General features: G+C 73.6%; 20 protein-coding genes. 13 read left to right on the forward strand and 7 right to left on the reverse strand.

What is annotated here, in order from left to right; all coding sequences use genetic code 11:
- Nucleotides 1–109 precede the first annotated feature (109 nt).
- Together GWJ10_RS12090 and GWJ10_RS12095 are read right to left on the reverse strand one after the other, a co-directional pair.
- Nucleotides 110–913, reverse strand: a complete 804-nt coding sequence (locus GWJ10_RS12090; protein ID WP_034656080.1) for an ABC transporter permease — start codon at nt 911–913, stop codon at nt 110–112.
- A complete protein-coding gene (locus tag GWJ10_RS12095) occupies nt 910–1866 on the reverse strand; it encodes an ABC transporter ATP-binding protein (protein WP_163187720.1) in 957 nt (318 codons plus the stop codon). The genes GWJ10_RS12090 and GWJ10_RS12095 overlap by 4 nt, the downstream gene beginning before the upstream one ends.
- 203 nt (nt 1867–2069) lie before the next feature.
- On the opposite strand from GWJ10_RS12095, the gene GWJ10_RS12100 reads away from it, so the two are divergent.
- The 13 genes from GWJ10_RS12100 (at nt 2070) to GWJ10_RS12160 (ending at nt 14310) form a co-directional block, all read left to right on the forward strand.
- Nucleotides 2070–2858, forward strand: coding sequence for a crosslink repair DNA glycosylase YcaQ family protein (locus GWJ10_RS12100; RefSeq protein ID WP_163187722.1), 789 nt, complete (start codon nt 2070–2072; stop codon nt 2856–2858).
- A gap of 94 nt (nt 2859–2952) precedes the next feature.
- A complete protein-coding gene (gene sufB, locus GWJ10_RS12105; protein WP_074805987.1) occupies nt 2953–4413 on the forward strand; it encodes a Fe-S cluster assembly protein SufB in 1461 nt (486 codons plus the stop codon).
- 1 nt (nt 4414) lies between these two features.
- Nucleotides 4415–5671 carry a Fe-S cluster assembly protein SufD gene (gene sufD, locus GWJ10_RS12110; protein WP_114552665.1) on the forward strand — a complete coding sequence of 419 codons (1257 nt, stop codon included), beginning with the start codon at nt 4415–4417 and terminating at the stop codon, nt 5669–5671.
- Nucleotides 5668–6012, forward strand: coding sequence for a non-heme iron oxygenase ferredoxin subunit (locus GWJ10_RS12115; RefSeq protein WP_021480875.1), 345 nt, complete (start codon nt 5668–5670; stop codon nt 6010–6012). Before sufD ends, GWJ10_RS12115 begins: the two co-directional genes overlap by 4 nt.
- A gap of 65 nt (nt 6013–6077) precedes the next feature.
- Complete coding sequence (gene sufC, locus GWJ10_RS12120; RefSeq protein ID WP_061268222.1) at nt 6078–6860, forward strand: Fe-S cluster assembly ATPase SufC; 783 nt, start codon at nt 6078–6080, stop codon at nt 6858–6860.
- A 29-nt stretch (nt 6861–6889) separates the two neighbouring features.
- Entirely contained in the window at nt 6890–8206 is a 1317-nt protein-coding gene (locus GWJ10_RS12125) for a cysteine desulfurase (RefSeq protein WP_163187724.1), read from the forward strand.
- Nucleotides 8207–8217: 11 nt separating this feature from the next.
- A complete protein-coding gene (gene sufU, locus GWJ10_RS12130) occupies nt 8218–8754 on the forward strand; it encodes a Fe-S cluster assembly sulfur transfer protein SufU (RefSeq protein WP_163187726.1) in 537 nt (178 codons plus the stop codon).
- Nucleotides 8751–9104: a metal-sulfur cluster assembly factor gene (locus tag GWJ10_RS12135; RefSeq protein WP_163187728.1), complete on the forward strand. Its 354-nt coding sequence runs from the start codon at nt 8751–8753 to the stop codon at nt 9102–9104. Before sufU ends, GWJ10_RS12135 begins: the two co-directional genes overlap by 4 nt.
- Nucleotides 9105–9278: 174 nt before the next feature.
- A complete protein-coding gene (locus GWJ10_RS12140; RefSeq protein ID WP_163187730.1) occupies nt 9279–10739 on the forward strand; it encodes a helix-turn-helix domain-containing protein in 1461 nt (486 codons plus the stop codon).
- 590 nt (nt 10740–11329) lie between these two features.
- Nucleotides 11330–12556 carry a glycosyltransferase gene (locus GWJ10_RS12145; RefSeq protein ID WP_163187731.1) on the forward strand — a complete coding sequence of 409 codons (1227 nt, stop codon included), beginning with the start codon at nt 11330–11332 and terminating at the stop codon, nt 12554–12556.
- Nucleotides 12546–13220, forward strand: a complete 675-nt coding sequence (locus GWJ10_RS12150) for a 1-acyl-sn-glycerol-3-phosphate acyltransferase (protein WP_163187733.1) — start codon at nt 12546–12548, stop codon at nt 13218–13220. Before GWJ10_RS12145 ends, GWJ10_RS12150 begins: the two co-directional genes overlap by 11 nt.
- Nucleotides 13221–13291: 71 nt before the next feature.
- Nucleotides 13292–13999: a lysoplasmalogenase gene (locus GWJ10_RS12155; RefSeq protein WP_163187735.1), complete on the forward strand. Its 708-nt coding sequence runs from the start codon at nt 13292–13294 to the stop codon at nt 13997–13999.
- Complete coding sequence (locus tag GWJ10_RS12160; RefSeq protein WP_163187737.1) at nt 13984–14310, forward strand: hypothetical protein; 327 nt, start codon at nt 13984–13986, stop codon at nt 14308–14310. The genes GWJ10_RS12155 and GWJ10_RS12160 overlap by 16 nt, the downstream gene beginning before the upstream one ends.
- Before the next feature lie 4 nt (nt 14311–14314).
- On the opposite strand, the gene GWJ10_RS12165 is transcribed toward GWJ10_RS12160, so the two are convergent.
- The 5 genes from GWJ10_RS12165 to GWJ10_RS12185 all read right to left on the reverse strand — a co-directional run bounded on the left by GWJ10_RS12165 (nt 14315) and on the right by GWJ10_RS12185 (nt 20865).
- Nucleotides 14315–14884, reverse strand: coding sequence for a DapH/DapD/GlmU-related protein (locus GWJ10_RS12165; protein ID WP_163187739.1), 570 nt, complete (start codon nt 14882–14884; stop codon nt 14315–14317).
- A gap of 9 nt (nt 14885–14893) precedes the next feature.
- The gene (locus GWJ10_RS12170; RefSeq protein WP_163187741.1) at nt 14894–15769 is read right to left on the reverse strand and encodes a helix-turn-helix transcriptional regulator; all 876 of its coding nucleotides are present in this window, start codon (nt 15767–15769) and stop codon (nt 14894–14896) included.
- Nucleotides 15770–15866: 97 nt separating this feature from the next.
- Nucleotides 15867–16910: an alcohol dehydrogenase catalytic domain-containing protein gene (locus GWJ10_RS12175; RefSeq protein WP_206158405.1), complete on the reverse strand. Its 1044-nt coding sequence runs from the start codon at nt 16908–16910 to the stop codon at nt 15867–15869.
- Between the two features lie 94 nt (nt 16911–17004).
- Complete coding sequence (locus GWJ10_RS12180) at nt 17005–18321, reverse strand: SpoIIE family protein phosphatase (protein WP_163187743.1); 1317 nt, start codon at nt 18319–18321, stop codon at nt 17005–17007.
- A gap of 93 nt (nt 18322–18414) precedes the next feature.
- Nucleotides 18415–20865, reverse strand: a complete 2451-nt coding sequence (locus GWJ10_RS12185) for a DNA topoisomerase IV subunit A (RefSeq protein WP_163187745.1) — start codon at nt 20863–20865, stop codon at nt 18415–18417.
- Nucleotides 20866–21013: the final 148 nt, after the last annotated feature.

Here is a 21013-nt window from a genome sequence, read left to right on the forward strand (position 1 = left end):
TCGGTCGTGCCGGGGTCGAGCGCGGGGGGCGGGGTGCTCACGGTCCCACGGTATCGGGACGCGCGCGCAGCCCCGGAATCCTGCGGGTGTGAGATGTGCCCTGGGAGAGTCAGGTCCAGCGGAAGAGCTTGCCCGCGCCCCAGCCGAGCGCGGCAGTCCAGCCCAGCAGCACGACGACCGAGAACGGCGGGACGGAGCCGTCGAGCAGGGCGCCGCGCATCGCCTCGCCGAGCGCGCCCGACGGCAGCAATAGGGCGACGTGCGCGAGCGGTCCGGGCAGCTGGTCCGCCGGGACGAGCACGCCGCCGCCGACCGTGAGGAGCACGAGCACGAGGTTCGCGACCGCGAGCACGCCCTCGGCGCGCAGCGTGCCGGCGAGCAGCATCGCGAGCGACGTGAACGCCGCCGTGCCGAGCAGGACGGCGAGGAGCGCGGCCGGGATCCCCGCGACGTCGGGCTGCCAGCCGAGCGCGAGCGCGACGGCGGTGATGACGACGACCTGCACGACCTCGACCGCGAGCACGCCCAGCACCTTGCCCGCGAGCAGGCCGCCCCGGCCGAGGGGGGTCGTCGACATGAGGCGCAGCACGCCGTTGCGGCGGTCGAACGCGGTCGCGATGGCCTGCGAGGTGAACGCCGTCGACATCACGGCGAGCGCGAGCACGCCCGGCGTCACGAAGTCGACGCGCGACGCACCGCCGGTGTCGAGGTCGACGAAGGACGTGAGCACGAGGCCGAGCAGGAGCATGACGGGCAGGATGATCGTCACGAGCAGCTGCTCGCCGTTGCGCAGGATCATCCGGGTCTCGAACGCCGTCTGGGCGGCGACGCGGCGCCACGCGGGCGCGGCGAGCTCGGTCCCGGCCGGTCCCCGGGCCGCGGCGGTGGCCGACGGCGTCTCGTTCGCGGTCATCGCAGGTGCCGTCCCGTGAGGTCGAGGAACACGTCCTCGAGCGTGCGGCGGCCCACCGTGACGCGCGACGCGAGGACGCCGCGCGCGGCGAGCCACGTCGTCAGCGCGACGAGCGTCGCCGGGTCGGCGGGGCCGGTGAGGGTGTACGAGCCGGGCTGCGGCTCGGCGACGGTCCACGACCCGGGGCCGGGGGCGCCGTCGGGCGCGGCGAGCGCGTCGCGCAGGCCGCTGAGGTCCAGGCCGGCCGTCGCCTCGACGCGGACCGTGCGGTCCGTCTCGCCGTCGGCACCGGACTCGAGCAGGTCGCGCGTCGCGCCCGCCGCGATCACCTTCCCGTGGTCGACGACGTACACCTGGTCCGCGAGGTCCTCCGCCTCGTCCATGAGGTGCGTCGTGAGGACGATCCCCACGCCCTCGGCGCGCAGCTCGCGCACGAGCTCCCACACCGCGTGGCGGCTCTGCGGGTCCATGCCCGCGCTCGGCTCGTCGAGGAAGACGACCTCGGGCCGCCCGACGATCGCCGCGGCGAGCGCGAGGCGCTGCCGCTGGCCGCCGGACAGGCGCCGGACGGTGGTGCGGGCGAAGCTCTCCAGCCCGAGGCGCTCGGTGAGCTCGCCGACGTCGCGCGGGCGGGCGTACATCGACGCGACGTGCCGCAGCATCTCCAGCGCGCGCACGCCCGTCGGCAGCCCACCGTCCTGGAGCATGACGCCCACGCGGGGGCGCAGCTCGCGCGCGTCGGTCAGCGGGTGCAGCCCGAGCACCTCGACGCGACCGGCGTCGGGGGAGCGCAGGCCCTCGCAGCACTCGACGGTCGTCGTCTTGCCGGCGCCGTTGGGGCCGAGCACCGCGGTGATCGCGCCGCGCTCGGCGGTGAGGGACACGCCGTCGACGACGGCACGACCGTCGTAGCGCTTGACGAGGTCGTGCACGAGCACGGCGGGGGCGGGCACCCGGCCGATTCTAGGGGGAGCGCGCGCGCCCGCCGACCCGCGCCCGCCCTGGTCGCGCGGGGTGTCGCGTACGCCACATCCGCCGCGTCAGGGCCCTGTCTGAGGGTCGCCTTGCTTGCGCCGGAACAATTAGGGAACAACCATGTTGTCTATATCGAGGGCGCCGCGCGCAGGCGTGCCCCCGACCGACCACGGAGGTGAGCATGGGAGCAGGAGCGGTCCGACCGGACGCGCTGCGTACCGTCGCCCCCTCCGGCGCGCCCGTTGCCGACGTCGACCGGCGCACGCGCGAGCGCGTGCTCGAGCTCGTCGCGAGCGCGGGCCCCGTCAGCGCGGCCGACCTCGCCGCGACGCTAGGCCTCACGCCCGCCGCGGTGCGCCGCCACCTCGCCCTCCTCGAGGAGGACGACCTCGTCGCCGTGCACGACGCCGGGCACCCCACCGGGATGCGTGGCCGCCCCGCGCGCCGGTACGTGACGACGTCGGCCGGCCAGGGCGAGCTCAGCGGCACGTACGCCGATCTCGCCGCCCAGGCGCTGCGCTACCTGCGCGACGTCGCGGGACCGGGCGCCGTCGAGCGCTTCGCCCAGGACCGGCTGTCCGAGCTCGCCGACCGCTACGCGGACCGGCTCGACGCGCCGGACGTCGAGGGCCGCGCGGCCCAGCTCGCCGCCGCGCTCGCCGACGACGGCTACGCCGCGAGCGTACGCCCCGTGCCGGGCACCTCCGCCGTCCAGCTGTGCCAGGGGCACTGCCCGGTGCAGCACGTCGCCGAGGAGTTCCCCCAGCTGTGCGAGGCGGAGGCCCAGGTCTTCGCCAAGCTCCTCGGCTCGCACGTGCAGCGCCTCGCGACCCTCGCGACGGGCGCGCACGCGTGCACCACGAACGTGCCGGTCGGGATCTCCGTCCCGGCCCCCGCACCGCGGGTGGCGCGAGCCACCCTGGCCCACGACGTCCGGGCGCGGGGGCGCCCGTCGTCGGGCGAGACCTGACCCCGAGGGGCGCCCCGCCCCGCCCGCACGACCTCCCCCGAAGAACCTGTACCGACTGCCCCCGCCCGCAACGACGGACAGTGGAAGGACGACCATGAGCGCTCCCACCCAGGACGCCGCCGGCACGGCCCTGCCGACCGGTGAGAAGCAGACCGACGACGAGATCATCGCCTCGATCGGCGCCTACGAGTACGGCTGGCACGACTCCGACGAGGCGGGCCAGATCGCGCAGCGCGGCCTCAACGAGGACGTCGTGCGCAACATCTCCCGGCTCAAGAACGAGCCCGAGTGGATGCTGAACCAGCGCCTCAAGGCGCTGCGCCTGTTCGGCAAGAAGCCCATGCCGAGCTGGGGCTCCGACCTCACCGGCATCGACTTCGACAACATCAAGTACTTCGTGCGCTCCACGGAGAAGCAGGCCGCCACGTGGGACGACCTGCCCGAGGACATCAAGGAGACGTACGACAAGCTCGGCATCCCCGAGGCGGAGAAGCAGCGCCTCGTCGCGGGCGTCGCCGCGCAGTACGAGTCCGAGGTGGTCTACCACCAGATCAACGAGGAGCTCGAGCGCCAGGGCGTCATCTTCCTCGACACGGACACCGCGCTGCGCGAGCACCCGGAGATCTTCCAGGAGTACTTCGGCACCGTCATCCCGTCGGGCGACAACAAGTTCGCCGCGCTCAACTCGGCCGTGTGGTCGGGCGGGTCGTTCGTCTACGTGCCGCCGGGCGTGCACGTCGAGATCCCGCTGCAGGCCTACTTCCGCATCAACACGGAGAACATGGGCCAGTTCGAGCGGACGCTGATCATCGCGGACGAGGGCTCGTACGTGCACTACGTCGAGGGCTGCACCGCGCCGATCTACTCGTCGGACTCGCTGCACTCCGCGGTCGTCGAGATCGTCGTGAAGAAGAACGCCCGCGTGCGCTACACGACGATCCAGAACTGGTCGAACAACGTCTACAACCTCGTGACCAAGCGGGCGACCGCGGCCGAGGGCGCGACGATGGAGTGGGTCGACGGCAACATCGGCTCCAAGGTCACCATGAAGTACCCGGCGATCTACCTGCTCGGCGAGCACGCGCGCGGCGAGACGCTGTCGATCGCGTTCGCGGGCGAGGGCCAGCACCAGGACGCCGGGGCCAAGATGGTCCACGCGGCGCCCCACACGTCGTCGTCGATCGTCTCGAAGTCGGTCGCGCGCGGCGGTGGCCGCACGTCCTACCGCGGTCTGGTCCAGGTGCTCGAGGGCGCCTCGCACTCGGCCTCGACGGTGCTGTGCGACGCGCTGCTCGTCGACCAGATCTCCCGGTCCGACACCTACCCGTACGTCGACGTCCGCGAGGACGACGTGTCCATGGGGCACGAGGCGACGGTCTCGCGGGTGAGCGAGGACCAGCTGTTCTACCTCATGTCCCGAGGCATGGAGGAGACCGAGGCGATGGCCATGATCGTGCGCGGGTTCGTCGAGCCCATCGCGCGCGAGCTGCCTATGGAGTACGCGCTCGAGCTCAACCGCCTCATCGAGCTGCAGATGGAAGGGTCCGTCGGCTGATATGACCACCACCACCGTTCCCGAAGAGGCCGGTCTGACCACCGACCACTCGCGCGCGCAGGCCGACGGGGCGCACTCCCACGGCGTCGTCGTGCCCCAGGGCTCGCGCGCCGAGCGGCTCACGTCGTTCGACCTCGCCGACATCCCCGTGCCCTCCGGGCGCGAGGAGGAGTGGCGCTTCTCGCCCGTGGCGCGCCTCGCGCCCCTGTTCGACGACAAGATCGTCGGGCAGAGCGGCGGCGGCGACGTGCGCGTCACGGTCGTCGAGGCGCCCGAGGTCGAGGTCACGATCGTCGGCCGCGACGACGAGCGCCTCGGCACCGCCGGCAAGCCCGGCGACCGTACGGCCGTGACGGCGTGGAACGCCTTCGAGCAGGCCACGGTCGTCACGGTGCCGAAGGAGGCCGTCGCCTCCGACGTCACCTCGGTCCGCATCGAGGGCCACGGCTCCACGCCGACGGCGAGCCACGTCCTCGTGCGCGCCGAGCGGCACTCCGAGGCCGTCGTCGTGCTCGACCACGTGGGCGCCGCGACGCTCAACGAGACGGTCGAGATCGTCGTCGAGGACGGCGCGCACCTCACCGTCGTGTCCGTCCAGGACTGGGCCGACGGCGCCGTGCACGCGTCGTCGCACCGCGCGCGGATCGGGCGCGACGCGCGCCTCAAGCACGTGGTCGTCACGCTCGGCGGCGACGTCGTGCGCGTCACCCCGGACGCGGAGTTCACCGCCGAGGGCGGCGAGGTCGAGATGGTGGGCCTCTACTTCGCCGACGCGGACCAGCACCAGGAGCACCGCCTGTTCGTCGACCACGCCGTCCCGCGCTGCAAGTCCCGCGTGACGTACAAGGGCGCGCTGCAGGGCGAGGGCGCGCACGCCGTGTGGGTCGGGGACGTGCTCATCCGGGCCGAGGCCGAGGGCACGGACACCTACGAGCTCAACCGCAACCTCGTCCTCACGGACGGCGCGCGCGCGGACTCCGTGCCGAACCTCGAGATCGAGACGGGCGAGATCGAGGGCGCGGGGCACGCGTCCGCGACCGGCCGCTTCGACGACGAGCAGCTCTTCTACCTGCAGGCTCGCGGCATCCCGGAGGTCGAGGCGCGCCGCCTCGTCGTCCGCGGCTTCTTCGCCGAGCTCATCCAGGAGATCGGCGTCGCGTCGGTCGAGGAGCGCCTGCTCGAGGCGATCGAGCGCGAGCTGAGCAAGTCCATGTCGATCATCGACGGGAGCGCCGAGCCCGCCGAGGCGACGGCGTGACCGCACAGCCCGCCTGCACGACGTCCGACCTCGGCCCGGAGGAGGCGCTCCGCGTCGAGCTCCCGGCCGAGGACGGGCGCGTCGTCGAGGTCGCGGTCGTGCGCGACGGCGACGGCGGGTGGCACGCGATCTCCGACATCTGCTCGCACGGGGCCGTGTCCCTGTCCGACGGGGAGGTCGAGGGCTGCTTCGTCGAGTGCTGGCTGCACGGCTCGCAGTTCGACCTGCGGACCGGCATGCCGACCGCGCTGCCCGCGATGCGGCCCGTGCCGGTCTACCCGGTGACGGTCGACGGCGAGCAGGTGCTCGTCGACGTCGACCGCGTCGTCGCCCCCACCTGACCCGACCTCCTCTGACCCGGCGCGCCGCGCGCCCCCCAGCTCAAGAACCTCTTGGAGAACCACTGATGTCCACTCTCGAGATCCGCGACCTGCACGTCAGCGTCGAGACCAAGGAAGGGCCGAAGCCGATCCTGCGCGGCGTCGACCTGACGATCGCCAGCGGCGAGGTCCACGCCATCATGGGCCCGAACGGCTCGGGCAAGTCCACGCTCGCCTACTCGATCGCCGGCCACCCCAAGTACCAGGTCACCGGCGGCACCGTGACGCTCGACGGCGAGGACGTCCTCGCCATGAGCGTCGACGAGCGCGCCCGCGCGGGCCTGTTCCTCGCCATGCAGTACCCGGTCGAGGTCCCCGGCGTCTCCGTGTCCAACTTCCTGCGCACCGCGAAGACCGCGATCGACGGCGAGGCCCCCGCGCTGCGCCACTGGGTCAAGGACGTCAAGGGCGCCATGGAGCGACTGCGCATGGACGACTCGTTCGCCGAGCGCTCGGTCAACGAGGGCTTCTCCGGCGGTGAGAAGAAGCGCCACGAGATCCTCCAGATGGAGCTCCTCCAGCCGAAGTTCGCCGTCCTCGACGAGACCGACTCGGGTCTCGACGTCGACGCGCTGCGCATCGTCTCCGAGGGCGTGAACCGCGTCCACGGCGAGACCGACGCGGGCATCCTCCTCATCACGCACTACACGCGCATCCTGCGCTACATCAAGCCGGACTTCGTCCACGTCTTCGTCGACGGCAAGGTCGCGGAGGAGGGCGGCCCGGAGCTCGCCGAGCGCCTGGAGGAGGAGGGCTACGACCGTTACCTCTCCGGCGCGGTCGAGTCCGCCTCGGCCGCCTCGGCCTGAGCGCTCGCACCACCTCCGAGGAGACGACCATGACGACCACCGCGCACCCCGCAGGGCAGCACGCCGGTCCGGCGCGCCTGACCGACGTCGAGCTCGCCGCCGTGCGGGCGGACTTCCCGCTGCTCGAGCGCACCGTGCGCGGTGGTCGTCCGCTCGTCTACCTCGACTCCGCGGCGACGTCGCAGAAGCCGCAGGTCGTCCTCGACACCGAGGTCGACTTCTACGAGGAGCGCAACGCGGCCGTGCACCGCGGCGCGCACCAGCTCGCCGAGGAGGCGACCGAGGCGTTCGAGGACGCCCGGGACGACGTCGCGGCGTTCGTCGGTGCGCGCCCGGGCGAGATCGTCTGGACGTCCGGCGCGACGGCCGCGATCAACCTCGTCGCGTACGGGATCTCGAACGCGACGCTCGGCCGCGGGGGAGAGGCGGCCCGCCGCTTCGCGCTCGCGCCGGGCGACGAGATCGTCGTCACCGAGGCGGAGCACCACGCGAACATCGTCCCGTGGCAGGAGCTCGCGGCCCGCACCGGGGCCGTCCTGCGCTGGTTCGAGGTGGACGACGACGGCCGCGTGCGTGTCGAGGACGCGGCGACCGTCATCACCGAGCGCACCCGCGTCGTGGCCTTCACGCACGTGTCGAACGTGACCGGCGCGGTGACGCCGGTCGAGCCGATCGTGGCCCGGGCACGCGAGGTCGGGGCGCTCACGGTGCTCGACGCGTGCCAGTCCGTGCCGCACCTGCCGGTCGACCTGCCCGCGCTCGGCGTCGACTTCGCCGCGTTCTCGGCGCACAAGATGCTCGGGCCCACGGGCGTGGGCGTGCTGTACGGGCGGCGCGAGCTGCTCGAGGCGCTGCCGCCCGTGACGACCGGCGGGTCGATGATCGAGGTCGTCACGATGACCGAGTCGTCGTACATGGCGCCGCCGCAGCGGTTCGAGGCGGGCACGCAGCCCGTCGCGCAGGTCGTCGGGTTCGGCGCCGCCGCGAAGTACCTGCACGAGCTCGGCATGGACGGCGTCGCCGCGCACGAGCACGAGCTCGCCGCGGAGCTGCTGCGCATCGCGGAGATCCCCGGCGTGCGCATCATCGGCCCGCGCCAGCCGGAGGGCCGGCTCGCCGTCGTGTCGTTCGTCGTGGACGGCGTGCACGCGCACGACGTCGGCCAGGTGCTCGACGACGCGGGCATCGCCGTGCGCGTGGGTCACCACTGCGCCCAGCCCCTGCACCGCCGCTTCGGGATCGCCGCGACCGCGCGCGCGTCCGCGTCGGTGTACACCACGCGCGAGGACGTCGACGCGTTCCGGGAAGCACTGGCCGGGGTGCGCGCGTTCTTCTCGGTGGACTGAGAGAGGACCCGATGAGCTCGATCGAGCAGATGTACCAGCAGGTCATCCTGGACCACGCGAAGACCCCGCACGGCCGGGGCCTGGTCGAGGTGGCGGAGGGCGCGGCGAGCGGCCAGTCGCACCAGGTGAACCCCACGTGCGGCGACGAGGTGACGCTGCGCGTCGAGCTCGCCGACGGCACCATCGACCGCGTGAGCTGGGAGGGGCAGGGCTGCAGCATCTCGCAGGCGTCCCTGTCCGTCCTCACCGACCTCGTGACGGGCCGGCCGGCCGCCGAGGCCGAGCACCTCGGCGACGTGTTCCGCGAGCTCATGGGCTCACGCGGCAAGGGCCTCGACGAGGCCGCGGAGGACGAGCTCGGTGACGCCACGGTGTTCACGGGCGTCTCGCGCTACCCTGCACGGATCAAGTGCGCCCTGCTCGGCTGGGCCGCGCTGCGCGACTCGCTCGTCACCTCGGGCGCCCTGAGCACGCGGGGCGACGTATCGACCGCAATGGCTTCCGACGCGGCGCTCGCCGCGCGGGGAACGACGGAGGAGAACCGATGACCACCGAGACCGGCGCGCCCGTCGAGGGCGCCACGCCGACCCCGCCGAACGTCGCGGACGTCGAGGAGGCGATGCGTGACGTCATCGACCCCGAGCTCGGCATCAACGTCGTCGACCTCGGCCTCGTCTACGGCATCCAGATCGACCAGAACAACCACGCCGTCATCGACATGACGCTCACGTCCGCGGCCTGCCCGCTGACGGACGTCATCGAGGACCAGTCCGCGCAGGCCCTCGAGGGCCTCGTCGACGGCTTCCGCGTCAACTGGGTCTGGATGCCGCCGTGGGGCCCGGAGAAGATCACCGACGACGGCAAGGAGCAGCTCCGCGCGCTCGGTTTCAACGTCTGACGCCACTGCTCCGACCGACGCCGCGTCCCCGTCCGGGGGCGCGGCGTCGTGCTGTTCCCGGCAGGTCGTGCGGTGCCGCCCGCACCTGTTCGCGGTTCGCCCCTTCCGGTACGTTGACGCGGATCGTCCTGAGTGTTGGGATATGTGCGCCCACACGACTTTTCGGAGGACGACGTGACACAGCAGGACCAGACCGCCGCGGGCGGCTCAGCGCGGCAGGTGCGCTACCGCGGCAGGCATCTCCCGATGGTGGCGGTGGTCATCGCGGCGACGATCGCCACCGCCCTGGCGTACAGCGGCATGGTCCTGTTCGGTCTCGAGGTGGCGCACATGTCGCCGCTCGAGGCGTACGGGCTGGCGGGCTTCCTCGAGATCAGCCTCGTCGCCGTGGCGCTCATGGCGCGCAACGCGGCTCTCGAGGGGCGGCCGTACGGCGTGCTCCTCGCGCTCACGTGGGTGCTCTCGGGGACGTCGGGCCTGTTCGCCGCTCTCCACGAGATCGCCGTCCCCACCGCGAGCACGCCCTACATGGTGGTGTTCCGGTTCGTGCCGCCGCTGGTCGCCGCGCTCATGTGGCACCTCGCCCTCGTGGGGGAGCGGCACATGGTCACGGGCCACACCCTCGAGGAGCGCCGTCGTGAGCTGCGCGTCCACGGGTACGTGTCCGCGCTGGAGCAGTGGCGCGACGCGCGCGCCGACAGCGCTGGCTCCCCGGCGGACCTGCGCAAGGTCCGCGCTGCGCACGAGCGCCAGCGCGCCGCCCGGGACGCCGCGCTCAAGCTGCTCACGGTCGAGGACTTCGAGCGCCGCATGCAGGTTTGGGTCGACCGCCTGGAGGCCGCGGAGCGGCACGGCAACCGGCTCGACCTCATCGGGGCGAGCTCCGCGAAGCGCGGCACCGCGCGCGGCAAGGCCGGGGCTGCGGGTCGCGAGGCCTACGCGCCCGCCGAGGCGCCCGCGGTCGTGGCCGCCGTGACTGCCGGGGTGAGCGGCCCGGCGCTGCTCGCCCCGCAGCCGGTGCGCCACGACGCGGTCGACGAGACCGACGCGGTCGAGGCTCCGTCGACGGCCGGGCCGGTCGTCACCGTGACCGACGCCGATCTGTCCGACGAGGTCCCGACGGGCGATGCGCCGTCGTCCGACCTGCCGGTGCGCGAGGTCACCCGCGACCTCCCCGCCGCCGAGGCGCCGGTCGAGGCGTCCGACGCGGAGACCGCGCAGGGCACGCCCGCCGCCGAGCCCGCGTTCGAGGCCCTGCCGGACCTCGAGGCGCGGGTGAAGGAGATCTTCGGTCGCACGCGGCCCCTCCCGTGGGAGCAGCCCGTCCCCGAGGAGGCGGAGACGTCGTCGGCTCCCGAGCCGCCGGCCGTGACGGGCCACACGCGGCGCGTGGAGGTCTTCGACCTCCCGCGACCGCAGGACGTGGAGGCGACGACGGCGGACGACGTCGAGGCGACGCTCGGTGAGGACCCGACCGCCGAGCGCGACCGCCGCATCGTCGAGCTCGCGCGCGAGGGCCTCAACCAGCGCGAGATCGCCCAGCGGGTCTCGGCGTCGCGGTCGACCGTGAGCCGCGTCGTGCGTCGCTACGAGGACCAGCTGGCCGACGAGGCCCGCGAGCTCGCGAACGCCTGAGGCACCGCCGGAAGCTACGGCGGCACGACTCCGTGTCCCGTCCGGGACGCGGAGTCGTGCCACGGCATCGGGCCGGGAGGGTGGCTCTCGTCGGGGGTACCGAGGGCCTCGGTCCCCGAGGGGCACCGTGGTCGGACCGCTTCGCCTGAGGTCGGGGGCGGGCACCGGTCGCGCCCCGGGTCGGCCCCGCCCCGTCGCAGGCCTGCGCGCGCGACCCGTGGGCGCCTGGCGCCGAGCGGCTCGCCGAGTGGGTGCGCGGTCGTGCAGCTCACCGACCGTCCCCTGAGCGTCCGGCTCGACCAGGGCGGCGGCGAGATGCTGCGGCTGAAGCTGCGCAGGTCCACGCCGTCCGTGGACGCTCCGAGCCGGTCGACGTGCGGGACGGGCGCGTCCTTGTCTCCGACGCGCCCGAGGAGTCCGCCGCCGCGCGCCGACCGCCCGGCGGTGCGCGGCTGTCACCCGGGCGTGCAGGCGCCGACGGCACGACACGCACCCGCCGGGTCCCGTCCCCGCCCCCGGCCATCCCCTAGCCTGGCGGCATCCCGCCTCGAGGCGCGGGCCGTCCGTCGAGCGTTCTCAGGGAGCCGCGCGTGCGCGTCCTGCTCGTCATCGACCAGTTCGAGGATCCCACCAACGGGACCACGATCTCGGCCCGACGCTTCGCGAAGGCGCTGCGCGACCGGGGCCACGAGGTGCGCATCGCCTGCTGCCGAGGCGCGAGACGTGAGGGCGACGCCGACGACGAGAAGTCCGTGGACGGCTTCGTGCGCTACCGGCTCGAAGCGCTCGCTGTCCCCGGCTTCGACCGAGTCATCGCGAGCCAGGGCTGGGTCCTCGCCAAGCCCGACGACGAGGTGCTGCGCAAGGCGCTCCGCTGGGCCGACGTCGCGCACGTCCTGTCGCCGTTCTGGCTCGGCGCCCGAGCCAAGCGGCTCGCCGACACCCTCGGCGTCCCGTCCACCGCCGCGTTCCACGTGCAGCCGGAGAACGTCACGTACAGCCTCGGCGTGGGGCGGGTCGGGCCGCTGAACGACCTCGTGTACGCCGTGTTCCGGCCGTTCTACGACCGGTTCGAGCACGTCCACTGCCCGAGCCGGTTCATCGCGGGGGAGCTGCGCGCCCACGGGTACCGGGCGTCCCTGCACGTGGTGTCGAACGGCGTCGACCCGCGCTTCGTTCCGCGCACGCTGCCCAAGAGCGCCGGCCTGGCCGGCAGGTTCGTCATCACGATGACCGGGCGGCTGTCGCGGGAGAAACGGCAGGACGTCCTGCTCGAGGCCGTCCGTCGGTCCCGGTACGCCGAGCGCATCCAGGTCGTGCTCGCCGGCCGCGGCCCGCTCGCCGCGCGGTACGCGCAGCGGGGCGCGACGCTGCCGAACCCGCCGAGGATCGGCTTCCTCGCCCAGGACGACCTCCGGGACGTGCTGGCGATGAGCGACCTGTACGTGCACGCGGCCGACGCAGAGATCGAGGCCGTCGGGTGCCTCGAGGCTGTCGCCACCGGCCTGGTCCCGGTGATCTCCGACTCTCGCGCGTCGGCGACTGGCCAGTTCGCGCTCGACGAGCGCAGCCTGTTCCGCGCCGGGGACGCCGTGGACCTCGCCCGCGCGATCGACTACTGGATCGAGCACGACGACGAGCGAGCCCGCATGGGTCAGGCCTACGCCGTGGTCGGCGCGAAGCACACGCTCGACGTGTGCGTCCCGCGGATCGAGGAGATGCTGCGCCGGGCGGTCGACGAGGGTCAGGCGGCTCCCGGGGATGCCGACCACGACGACACCGAGGGCAGGGCGCGAGGGCGCGCGCATGGCCGCTGACCGCGCGCGCAGGCGCCCGACGCCGCGGCTCTGGAGCCGCGTCGACGCGGTGTTCTTCGACGTCGCCATGCCCGTCGTGCGCGGGTACGGCTACCTCGTCCACGGGCTGCGAGTGACGGGTCGCGAGCACCTCACGGCCGTGGTCGGCGGCGTCGTCACGGTCGCGAACCACGTGCACTACCTGGACGGCCCCTGGGTCGCCGGGCAGTTCCGCGGCCGCCGCGTCGCGGTCGTCTCCCAGCCGGAGAACTTCCACCTGCCCGTGGCCGGCGTCCTGGTCGGTCACCTGCTCGCCGTCCCGCTGCCCCGGGCGCCGGGAGAGCTCGGCGCGTTCGAGGCGCGGCTGCGCCGGACCGTCGAGGCGGGCCAGGGGATCCACTTCTTCCCCGAGGGCGAGCTGGTGATGTACGACACGAGCCTGCGGTCGTTCCAGCGCGGCGCGTTCGTGTACGCGTGCCGGCTGGGCGTGCCGGTCGTGCCGATGGTCTACACGTACGGCCGGCGGCCTCCGTGGCGCCCGCGACCGCCGATCCGGCTGACGATCCTCCCGGCCGAGCGTCCCCGAGGTTCGAGTCCCGCCGACGTCGCCGAGCTCCTGGGCCGCTGCCGGGCCGCGATGGACGCGGTCGTCGCCGGTGCTCCTGGCTACGCGCCCCGGCGGTGAGGGCGTCCGGGCCTACAATCTCTCGTCCCGGCAACGACGCCGACAGCACGACCGAAGGAGTTCCGACGCCCATGCTCGCCGCGTGGGGCGTGCTCGCCCTGCTCACCCTCGTCCACCTCGTCGCACACCTCCTGGGTGCCGAGACGCTCGCCGACACGTCGCAGTGGTTCCTCATGCCGGTCCTGGCCGGGTGCCTCGGGCTCGCCACGCGGCGTCGCGCCGCCGACGACCCGGGCCGGCGCTCGCGGCTCGTCCGTCTCACGCTCGTGGCGCTGGGCTTCTCGTGGCTCGGCGACACCGCACCCGACCTCGCCGACGGCGACACCGCCTTCCTGGTCATGGTCGGGTTCTTCCTCTGCGCCCAGATCGCGTACACGATCGCGTTCTGGCCGTACCGCGCGGGCTCGGTGCTGCGCCGGCCGCTCGCGCTCGCCCCCTACCTGCTGGCCTTCGTGGCGCTCGTCGTCGCGTGCGCGCCCGGCGCCGGGTCGCTGCTCGTCCCGGTCGTCGTGTACGGCGTGTGCCTCGTGACGATGGCCGTGGTCGCGACGGGCGTCGACCGGCTCGCCGCGGTCGGCGGTGCGGTCTTCCTCCTGTCCGACGCGCTCATCGCACTGAACGCCTTCGCCCCGTGGTACGACCTGCCCGGGCACGGCTTCTGGGTCATGCTCACCTACGTCGTCGGCCAGGTGCTGCTCGTGCTCGGTGTGCTCCGTCGAGAGCGTGCGGCGGTGGTCCCCGTCGCGGAGAAGGGAGGGGCCGCATGGGCGTCGACGTGACGCTCGTGAGGGTCGTCCAGCAGGGGACGAGTCCCCGGCGTCGTTCCACGACGTCTGTCGACGTGGTGCCCGACGACGGTGAGGTGCTGGCCCGGCTGCTCCCGACGAGCGGCTTGCCGATGCTCGCGCGGGTCGATCCGTACGGTGACGTCGTGCTCAGCGGCTCCGAGATGGAACAGCTCCTCGACGAGCTGCACATCCTGATGGACCGCTCGTCCCCTCCCGACGCCGTCGTCCTGGGCGCGGTCGTCGCGCTCGCCGAACGGTGTCGTCGGGAGCTCGGGTCAGAGCTGCGGTTCGAGGGCGACTGAGGCCTCAGGCGTCGAGCGAGCGGACGACGCGAGCGGGTGAGCCGACGACGACCGTGCGCGGCGGCACGTCCCGGGTGACGACGGAACCGGCCCCGACGACGGCGTCGTCCCCGATCGTCACGCCCGGGAGGACGGTCACGCTCGCCCCGAGCCAGACGTTGCGCCCGAGGACGACGCGCGCCGGGTGCATGTCGGCGCGGCGGGCCGGGTCGAGGTCGTGGTTGAGGGTCGTGAGGACGGCGTTGTGCCCGAGCAGGCAGCCGTCGCCCACGACGATGCCGCCCTGGTCCTGGAACCGGGCGCCGGAGTTGATGAACACGTCACGCCCCAGGGTGATGTTCCTGCCGAAGTCGGCGGTGAAGGGCGGGAAGAGGTTCACGGACTCGTGCACGGGCTTGCCCGTCAGCTCCGCGAGGAGCTCGCGGACCCGCTCGGGTGAGCGGTACGCGCCGTTGAGCTCACCGGCGATGCGCAGCGCCTCCTGGCTCGTGCGGTGCATGACGGCGTGCAGCGGCGAGCCGCCAGGGATCGTCCGCCCGGCGTCGAGCTCGGCCAGCAGGTCGTCCAGGTCCATGGGTTCCTCTCAGTCGATGAGGGTCGCGGTGGTCGAGGCCGCGGTGGCCGCCCACGACGCGAGCAGGCGCAGCGACTCCTCCGTCGGGGACCCCGGCGTCGCGGTGTACACGGTCATGCCGAGCCCGGGGTCGCCGTGGAGCTCGAGCGTCTGGTAATGCAGCTCGAGGTCCCCCACGACGGGGTGCCGGAACGTCTTCTGCCCGGCGTAGTGCCGCCGCACGTCGTGGGACGCCCACAGCTCGCGGAACCGCTCGCTGCGCGTCGACAGCTCGCCGACGAGGGCCTGGAGCCGCTTGTCGTGCGGGCTGCGGCCCGCCTCGCGGCGCAGGATCGTGACGTTCGTCCAGGCCGCCCGGTCCCAGTCGGGGTAGAAGTCGTGGGACGCGGGGTCGAGGAAGATGTGGCGCGAGAAGTTCGCCGGTCCCGCGGAGCCCGCGATCATGGGCGCGTACATCGCGGACCCGAGCGCGTTGGCGGCGACGAGGTCCATGCGGTTGTTCTGGATGAACGCCGGCGCGGTGGTGATCGCGTCGAGCAGGTACTGCAGCTCCGGGCGCACCGGCGTGTCGCCGTGGCCGCGCGGCGGGCGCGCGCCGACGGGGTTGGCGGTGCGCGCGAGGTCGAGCAGGTGCTCCCGCTCGGCCGCGTCGAGGAGGAGCGCCCGCGCGACGGACTCGAGCACGGCGTCGGAAACGCCCCGCAGGTTCCCACGCTCGAGCCGCGTGTAGTAGTCGACGCTCACCCCGGCGAGACGGGCGACCTCGTCGCGGCGCAGCCCGTCGACGCGTCGACGGCCGCCGTACGTCTCGATGCCCGCCTGCTCGGGTGTCACCCGCGCTCGACGGCTCATGAGGAACTCACGCACCTCGGAACGGTTGTCCATGGCCTCCACGTCCTTCACGGTAGTGCGGGACGACGACGCGCGGCGTGGGCGGGCGGCGCCCCCACACCGCGCACGCCCGGTCCGAGCGTCTCGCCGGTCAGAACGTGACGATGGTCTTGAGGGACTCGCGGCGGTCCATCGCGGCGTAGCCCTCGGCGATGTCGTCGAGCGCGACGGCCTGGTCGAACACGCGGCCGGGGTCGATCGCGCCGCTCAGCACCTGCGGGATCGCGTCTTCGAGGTAGGCGCGGACGGGGGCAGGCCCGCCGGTGAGCGTGATGTTGCGGCCGAACAGCGAGGCGAAGCCGACGGGGGCGTCGTCGTACTGCGGGACGCCCACGCGGCTGATCACGCCACCGGCGCGCACGACGCCGTAGGACTGCTCGTAGGCGGGCAGGTGCCCGACGGCCTCCACGACGACGTGGCTGCCCAGGCCGTCCGTGAGGTCGAGGACCCGCTGCACGCCCTCGGCGCCGCGCTCGGCGACGACGTCGGTCGCGCCCCACTCGCGCCCCAGGTCGGTCCGGGCCTCGTGACGGCCCATGAGGATGATGCGCTCGGCGCCCATCCGGCGTGCGGCGAGCACGGCGGACAGCCCGACCGCGCCGTCGCCGACGACGGTGACGGTCTGGCCCGGGGACACGCGCGCCATGTGCGCGGCGTGGTACCCCGTGAGGTACACGTCCGAGAGCGTGAGCAGCGAGGGCAGGAGCGGGCTCGACTCGTCGACGTCCGGCACGGCGACGAGGCTGCCGTCCGCGAGCGGGATGCGCGCGAGCTCGGCCTGCTGGCCGCCGACGTCGCCGGGGTTGCCGTAGAAGCCCCCGTGGGGGCACGCGGTCTGGAACCCGTCGCGGCACACGTCGCACGTGTTGTCCGACCAGGCGAACGGCGCGATCACGAGGTCGCCGGGGCGGACCGTCGTGACGGCGGACCCGGCCTCCTCGACGACGCCGAGGAGCTCATGGCCGATCGGGACGCCCTCGTCGGTGCGACCCATCGACCGGTACGGGTGCAGGTCCGAGCCGCAGACGCACGCGCGCACCGCGCGCACGATCGCGTCGGTCGGCTCGAGGATCGCCGGGTCGGGACGGGTCTCGACGCGGACGTCGCCCGCGCCGTAGATGACGGTGGCCTTCATGGAGCTCTCCTCGCTGTGGGGTACGCGCACCATTCGACACCTGTCCCGGGGCCGCGTGGGAGTCCCGCTCCAGCAGGGTTCTGGCAGTACCTGGCTAGGCGCCCGTGGCCGTGCCCTCGCCGTCGACGTGCACCATGACGAGAGCGACGTCGTCCTGGGAACCGAGCGGCACGAGCTCGGCGAGGAGCCCGTCGAGCAGCTGGTCCGGCGCGACGTCGCCGAGCGCCTCGACGCGGCCCGGCAGCTCGTCGAGCACGTCCCGCAGGGACCGGTCCCGGCGCTCGACGAGCCCGTCGGTGTAGAGCAGGAGCGTGTCGCCCGGGTCGAGCGACGTCTCGTGCTCGGCGCGCGGGCCGCCGAGCCCGACGCCGAGCATCGGTGACGGGCGTGCCGTGAGCAGGTGGGCGGTCCCGTCCGCGCGACGCACGACGGGCGGCACGTGCCCGGCGCTCGCCCAGCGCACCGTGCGCCGCCGCGTCAGGCCGGGGGTGCCGATGCGCGCGACGGCGACGGTGGACAGCGCCTGGAGCCCGAGACCCTCGGCGGTGCGCTCGGCGGCGTCGAGCGCCTCGGCGGGCCCGGCGTCCGTCGCGAACGCGACCGAGCGCAGCACGCCGCGCAGGTGGGCCATGTGGGCGGCGGCGGCGACGTCGTGCCCCGTCACGTCGCCCACGACGACGGTCGCCTCGCCGTCGGGGTGGACGAACGCGTCGTACCAGTCGCCGCCGACGTGGACCTCCGGCACCGCCGGCCGGTATCGCACGTCGATCGTCAGACCGGGGATGCGCGGTGGAGGCGTGAGCACGGAGTCCTGGAGGGCGAGCGACGCGCGGCGCTCGCGCGTGATGACTTCCGCGTACCGGTCGACGGACGACCCGAGCAGCAGGGCCTGGTCGACGACCGAGAGCGCGGTGGCGTCCGCGGGGCCGGCCGTGCGCTCCACGTCCGGGATCGCGACCCCGCGGGCCCGCACGACCGACGTCACGTCCTCCGCGCGGTGCACGACGGCCGTGACCCGGCCCGCGGCGTCGAGCACCGGGAGGTTCGTCGTGAGCCACCAGCGCTCGGACCACCCGCCGCCGGGACCGCGCAGGTCGTACCGGTGCGGGCCGATCATCTCGATCTGCCCCGTGCGCGCGACCCGCTCGAGCGACAGCACGACCCGGTCGACGGCACCCTGGTCCGGCCCCTGGGCCGGGAAGACGTCGAGGTAGTGGCGCCCGACGACGGCGCTCGCGGACGCGCCGATGGCGCGCAGGAGCGACTCGTTCGCGTCGAGGATCGTCAGGTCCGGTGCGAGGACCGCCTTGGGGGCCGTGAGGACCGAGAAGACGGCGTGATAGTCGACGGGGCCCGCGGTCCCGTCCGGCTCCGGCGGCGTGCGGACGGCACCCCCCTGGTTTCCTGCCACACTCCGAGCCTGCCCCCATCCTGGGGGCTCGCAGGTCGAGCGAAGGTCCCGAAGGTTCCCGACGGACGGCCGGACGGTGCCGACCGGGGCTGGCTAGCCGACGGCCGTGACCGGGGACGTGAGCGGTGTGCCCGACCCGTCGCGGCGCTGGTCGACCGGGGGCAGGTCGACCGACTGCCCGCCCGACCCGGTCGCCCGCGCCGGACCCTGCCCGACCCACGCGAGGATGAGCGCGTCCTCGCCCTTGAGGAACCGGTGCGCGCGGACGCCGCCGGTCCCGCGGCCCTTGCCGGGGTAGAGCTCGTACGGGGTCACCTTGCCGGCGCCGGTCTGGGTCCCGGGGAGCGCGTCGGACGACCCGGCCACGGTGACGACGACGCCGAGGTCGCGCACGTCGGCCGGGACGACGCCGAAGAACGCGACCCGCTGGCCGTCGGCGAGCCGGATGCCGGCCATGCCGCCCGCCGGGCGGCCCTGGGGCCGCACCGCGGACGCGTCGAAGTGCAGCAGGGACGCGTCGCTGGAGACGAAGACGAGCTCGTCGGCGTCCGTCGCGGGCGCCGCGCCCACGACGGTGTCGCCGTCCTTGAGCCCGATGACCTCCCACTCGTCGCGGTTGCCCGGCACGTCGCCCGGCGTGACGCGCTTGACGACGCCCTGCGCGGTGCCGAGCGCGAGCGGGGGAGCGTCGGGGTCGAGCGACGCGATGGTCACCGCCTCCTCGCCCGGCTCGAGCGCGACGACCTCGCTGAGCGGGACACCGCCGGACAGGCTCGGCGCGTTGTCCGTCGGCGGGAGGGCGGGCAGGTCGAGCACGGACACGCGCAGCATGCGGCCCCGGCTCGTGACGAGGCCGACCTCGCCGCGCGCGGTCGTGCGGACGGCGGCGCGCAGCACGTCGTGCGCGGCGCGCGGCCCCGAGCGCGCGGGCTCCGTCTCGTCGCTCGTGCGCGCGAGGAGCCCGGTCGCGGAGAACAACGCCCAGCACGTGGTGTCGGCGACCTCGAGCGGGACCGCCGCGGTCGTCGTCGGTGCCGCGCCCGCGGACTCCAGCAGGATCGTGCGGCGCGGGGTGCCGTACGTCTTCGCGACGTCGGCCATCTCGCCCGACACCACGGCGCGCAGCCGTGCGTCGCTGCCGAGGATCTCCTGGAGCTCCTCGATCTCGCGGCGCAGCGTCTCCTGCTCCTTCTCGAGCTCGATGCGCGAGAACTTGGTGAGGCGGCGCAGCTGGAGCTCGAGGATGTACTCCGCCTGCGGCTCGGACAGGTCGAACACCGTCTGCAGGCGCCCGCGGGCGGTCGCCGTGTCGTCGGACGAGCGGATCACCTGGATCACCTCGTCGATGTCGACGATCGCGATGAGAAGGCCGTCCACGAGGTGCAGGCGCTCGGACCGCTTGCGCAGGCGGTAGGCCGAGCGACGGCGCACCACGTCGATCCGGTGGTTCACCCAGACCGTGAGCATCTCGCGCAGGCCGAGCGTGCGCGGCTGGCCGTCGACGAGCGCGACGTTGTTCATGCCGAACGAGTCCTCGAGCGGCGTGAACTTGTAGAGCTGCTCCAGCACCGCCTCGGGGTTGAAGCCCGTCTTCACCTCGACGACGATGCGCAGCCCGTGCTCGCGGTCCGTGAGGTCGGTCGCGGCCGTGATCCCCTGGATCTTCTTCGTCTTGACGCCCTCGGCGATCTTCTCGATCACCTTCTCCGGGCCGACGAGGTAGGGCAGCTCGGTGATGACGATGCCCTTGCGGCGCGGCGTGAGGTTCTCGACGCGTGCCGTGGCGCGTGTGCGGAAGGTCCCGCGGCCCGTGCGGTAGGCGTCGCGGACGCCGTCGAGACCGACGATCTTGCCGCCCGTGGGCAGGTCCGGGCCGGGCACGAACCGCATGAGCGACTCGAGGTCGGCGTCCGGGTGCGCGACGAGGTGGCGTGCCGCGGCGACGACCTCGACGAGGTTGTGCGGCGCCATGTTGGTCGCCATGCCGACCGCGATGCCCGACGCGCCGTTGACCAGCAGGTTGGGGATCGCGGCGGGCAGGACCTCGGGCTGCTGGAGCTTGTTGTCGTAGTTCGGCACGAAGTCGACGACGTCCTCGTCGAGCCCCGCCGTCATCGCGAGCGACGGCGGCGCGAGACGCGCCTCGGTGTACCGGGAGGCCGCGGGGCCGTCGTCGAGCGTGCCGAAGTTGCCGTGCCCGTCGACCAGCGGCAGCCGGAGCGAGAAGTCTTGGGCGAGGCGCACGAGCGCGTCGTAGATCGCGGCGTCGCCGTGCGGGTGCAGCTTGCCCATGACTTCGCCGACGACGCGCGCCGACTTCACGTGGGCGCGGTCGGGGCGCAGCCCCATGTCGGCCATCATGTAGAGGATGCGGCGCTGGACGGGCTTGAGGCCGTCCCGCGCGTCGGGCAGGGCGCGCGAGTAGATGACGGAGTAGGCGTACTCGAGGAACGACGTCTCCATCTCCGCCTGGACGTCGACGTCGACGATCTTCTCGTTCACCTCGGCCGGGTCGATCGAGGGGGTCGAGGACTTGCGCGCCATGGGCCTGCGGGCTCCTGCCGTTCGGTGCGCCGCGGTGGCGCGGGGTCTGTGCCGTCGTGGCCGGCGCTGTGCCGGCCGGGGTGCTGCGGTTGCGTGCCGCACGCGAGGGTACGCCACGGGTCCGACACGCGGCGCCACGGCGCCTGCC

Origin of the sequence: Cellulosimicrobium sp. SL-1, assembly GCF_011033075.1 — a bacterium.
In the GTDB taxonomy this organism is placed as follows: domain Bacteria; phylum Actinomycetota; class Actinomycetes; order Actinomycetales; family Cellulomonadaceae; genus Cellulosimicrobium; species Cellulosimicrobium funkei.

Bases quoted from the DNA above. Each gene is read 5' to 3' on its own strand.
- sufC (WP_061268222.1), top strand. From the start codon at position 6,078: ATGTCCACTCTCGAGATCCGCGACCTGCACGTCAGCGTCGAGACCAAG.
- GWJ10_RS12155 (WP_163187735.1), top strand. From the start codon at position 13,292: ATGCTCGCCGCGTGGGGCGTGCTCGCCCTGCTCACCCTCGTCCACCTC.
- GWJ10_RS12175 (WP_206158405.1), bottom strand. From the start codon at position 16,910: ATGAAGGCCACCGTCATCTACGGCGCGGGCGACGTCCGCGTCGAGACC.
- GWJ10_RS12125 (WP_163187724.1), top strand. From the start codon at position 6,890: ATGACGACCACCGCGCACCCCGCAGGGCAGCACGCCGGTCCGGCGCGC.
- GWJ10_RS12160 (WP_163187737.1), top strand. From the start codon at position 13,984: ATGGGCGTCGACGTGACGCTCGTGAGGGTCGTCCAGCAGGGGACGAGT.
- sufU (WP_163187726.1), top strand. From the start codon at position 8,218: ATGAGCTCGATCGAGCAGATGTACCAGCAGGTCATCCTGGACCACGCG.
- GWJ10_RS12170 (WP_163187741.1), bottom strand. From the start codon at position 15,769: ATGGACAACCGTTCCGAGGTGCGTGAGTTCCTCATGAGCCGTCGAGCG.
- GWJ10_RS12135 (WP_163187728.1), top strand. From the start codon at position 8,751: ATGACCACCGAGACCGGCGCGCCCGTCGAGGGCGCCACGCCGACCCCG.
- sufD (WP_114552665.1), top strand. From the start codon at position 4,415: ATGACCACCACCACCGTTCCCGAAGAGGCCGGTCTGACCACCGACCAC.
- GWJ10_RS12090 (WP_034656080.1), bottom strand. From the start codon at position 913: ATGACCGCGAACGAGACGCCGTCGGCCACCGCCGCGGCCCGGGGACCG.
- GWJ10_RS12165 (WP_163187739.1), bottom strand. From the start codon at position 14,884: ATGGACCTGGACGACCTGCTGGCCGAGCTCGACGCCGGGCGGACGATC.
- GWJ10_RS12185 (WP_163187745.1), bottom strand. From the start codon at position 20,865: ATGGCGCGCAAGTCCTCGACCCCCTCGATCGACCCGGCCGAGGTGAAC.
- GWJ10_RS12150 (WP_163187733.1), top strand. From the start codon at position 12,546: ATGGCCGCTGACCGCGCGCGCAGGCGCCCGACGCCGCGGCTCTGGAGC.
- GWJ10_RS12100 (WP_163187722.1), top strand. From the start codon at position 2,070: ATGGGAGCAGGAGCGGTCCGACCGGACGCGCTGCGTACCGTCGCCCCC.
- sufB (WP_074805987.1), top strand. From the start codon at position 2,953: ATGAGCGCTCCCACCCAGGACGCCGCCGGCACGGCCCTGCCGACCGGT.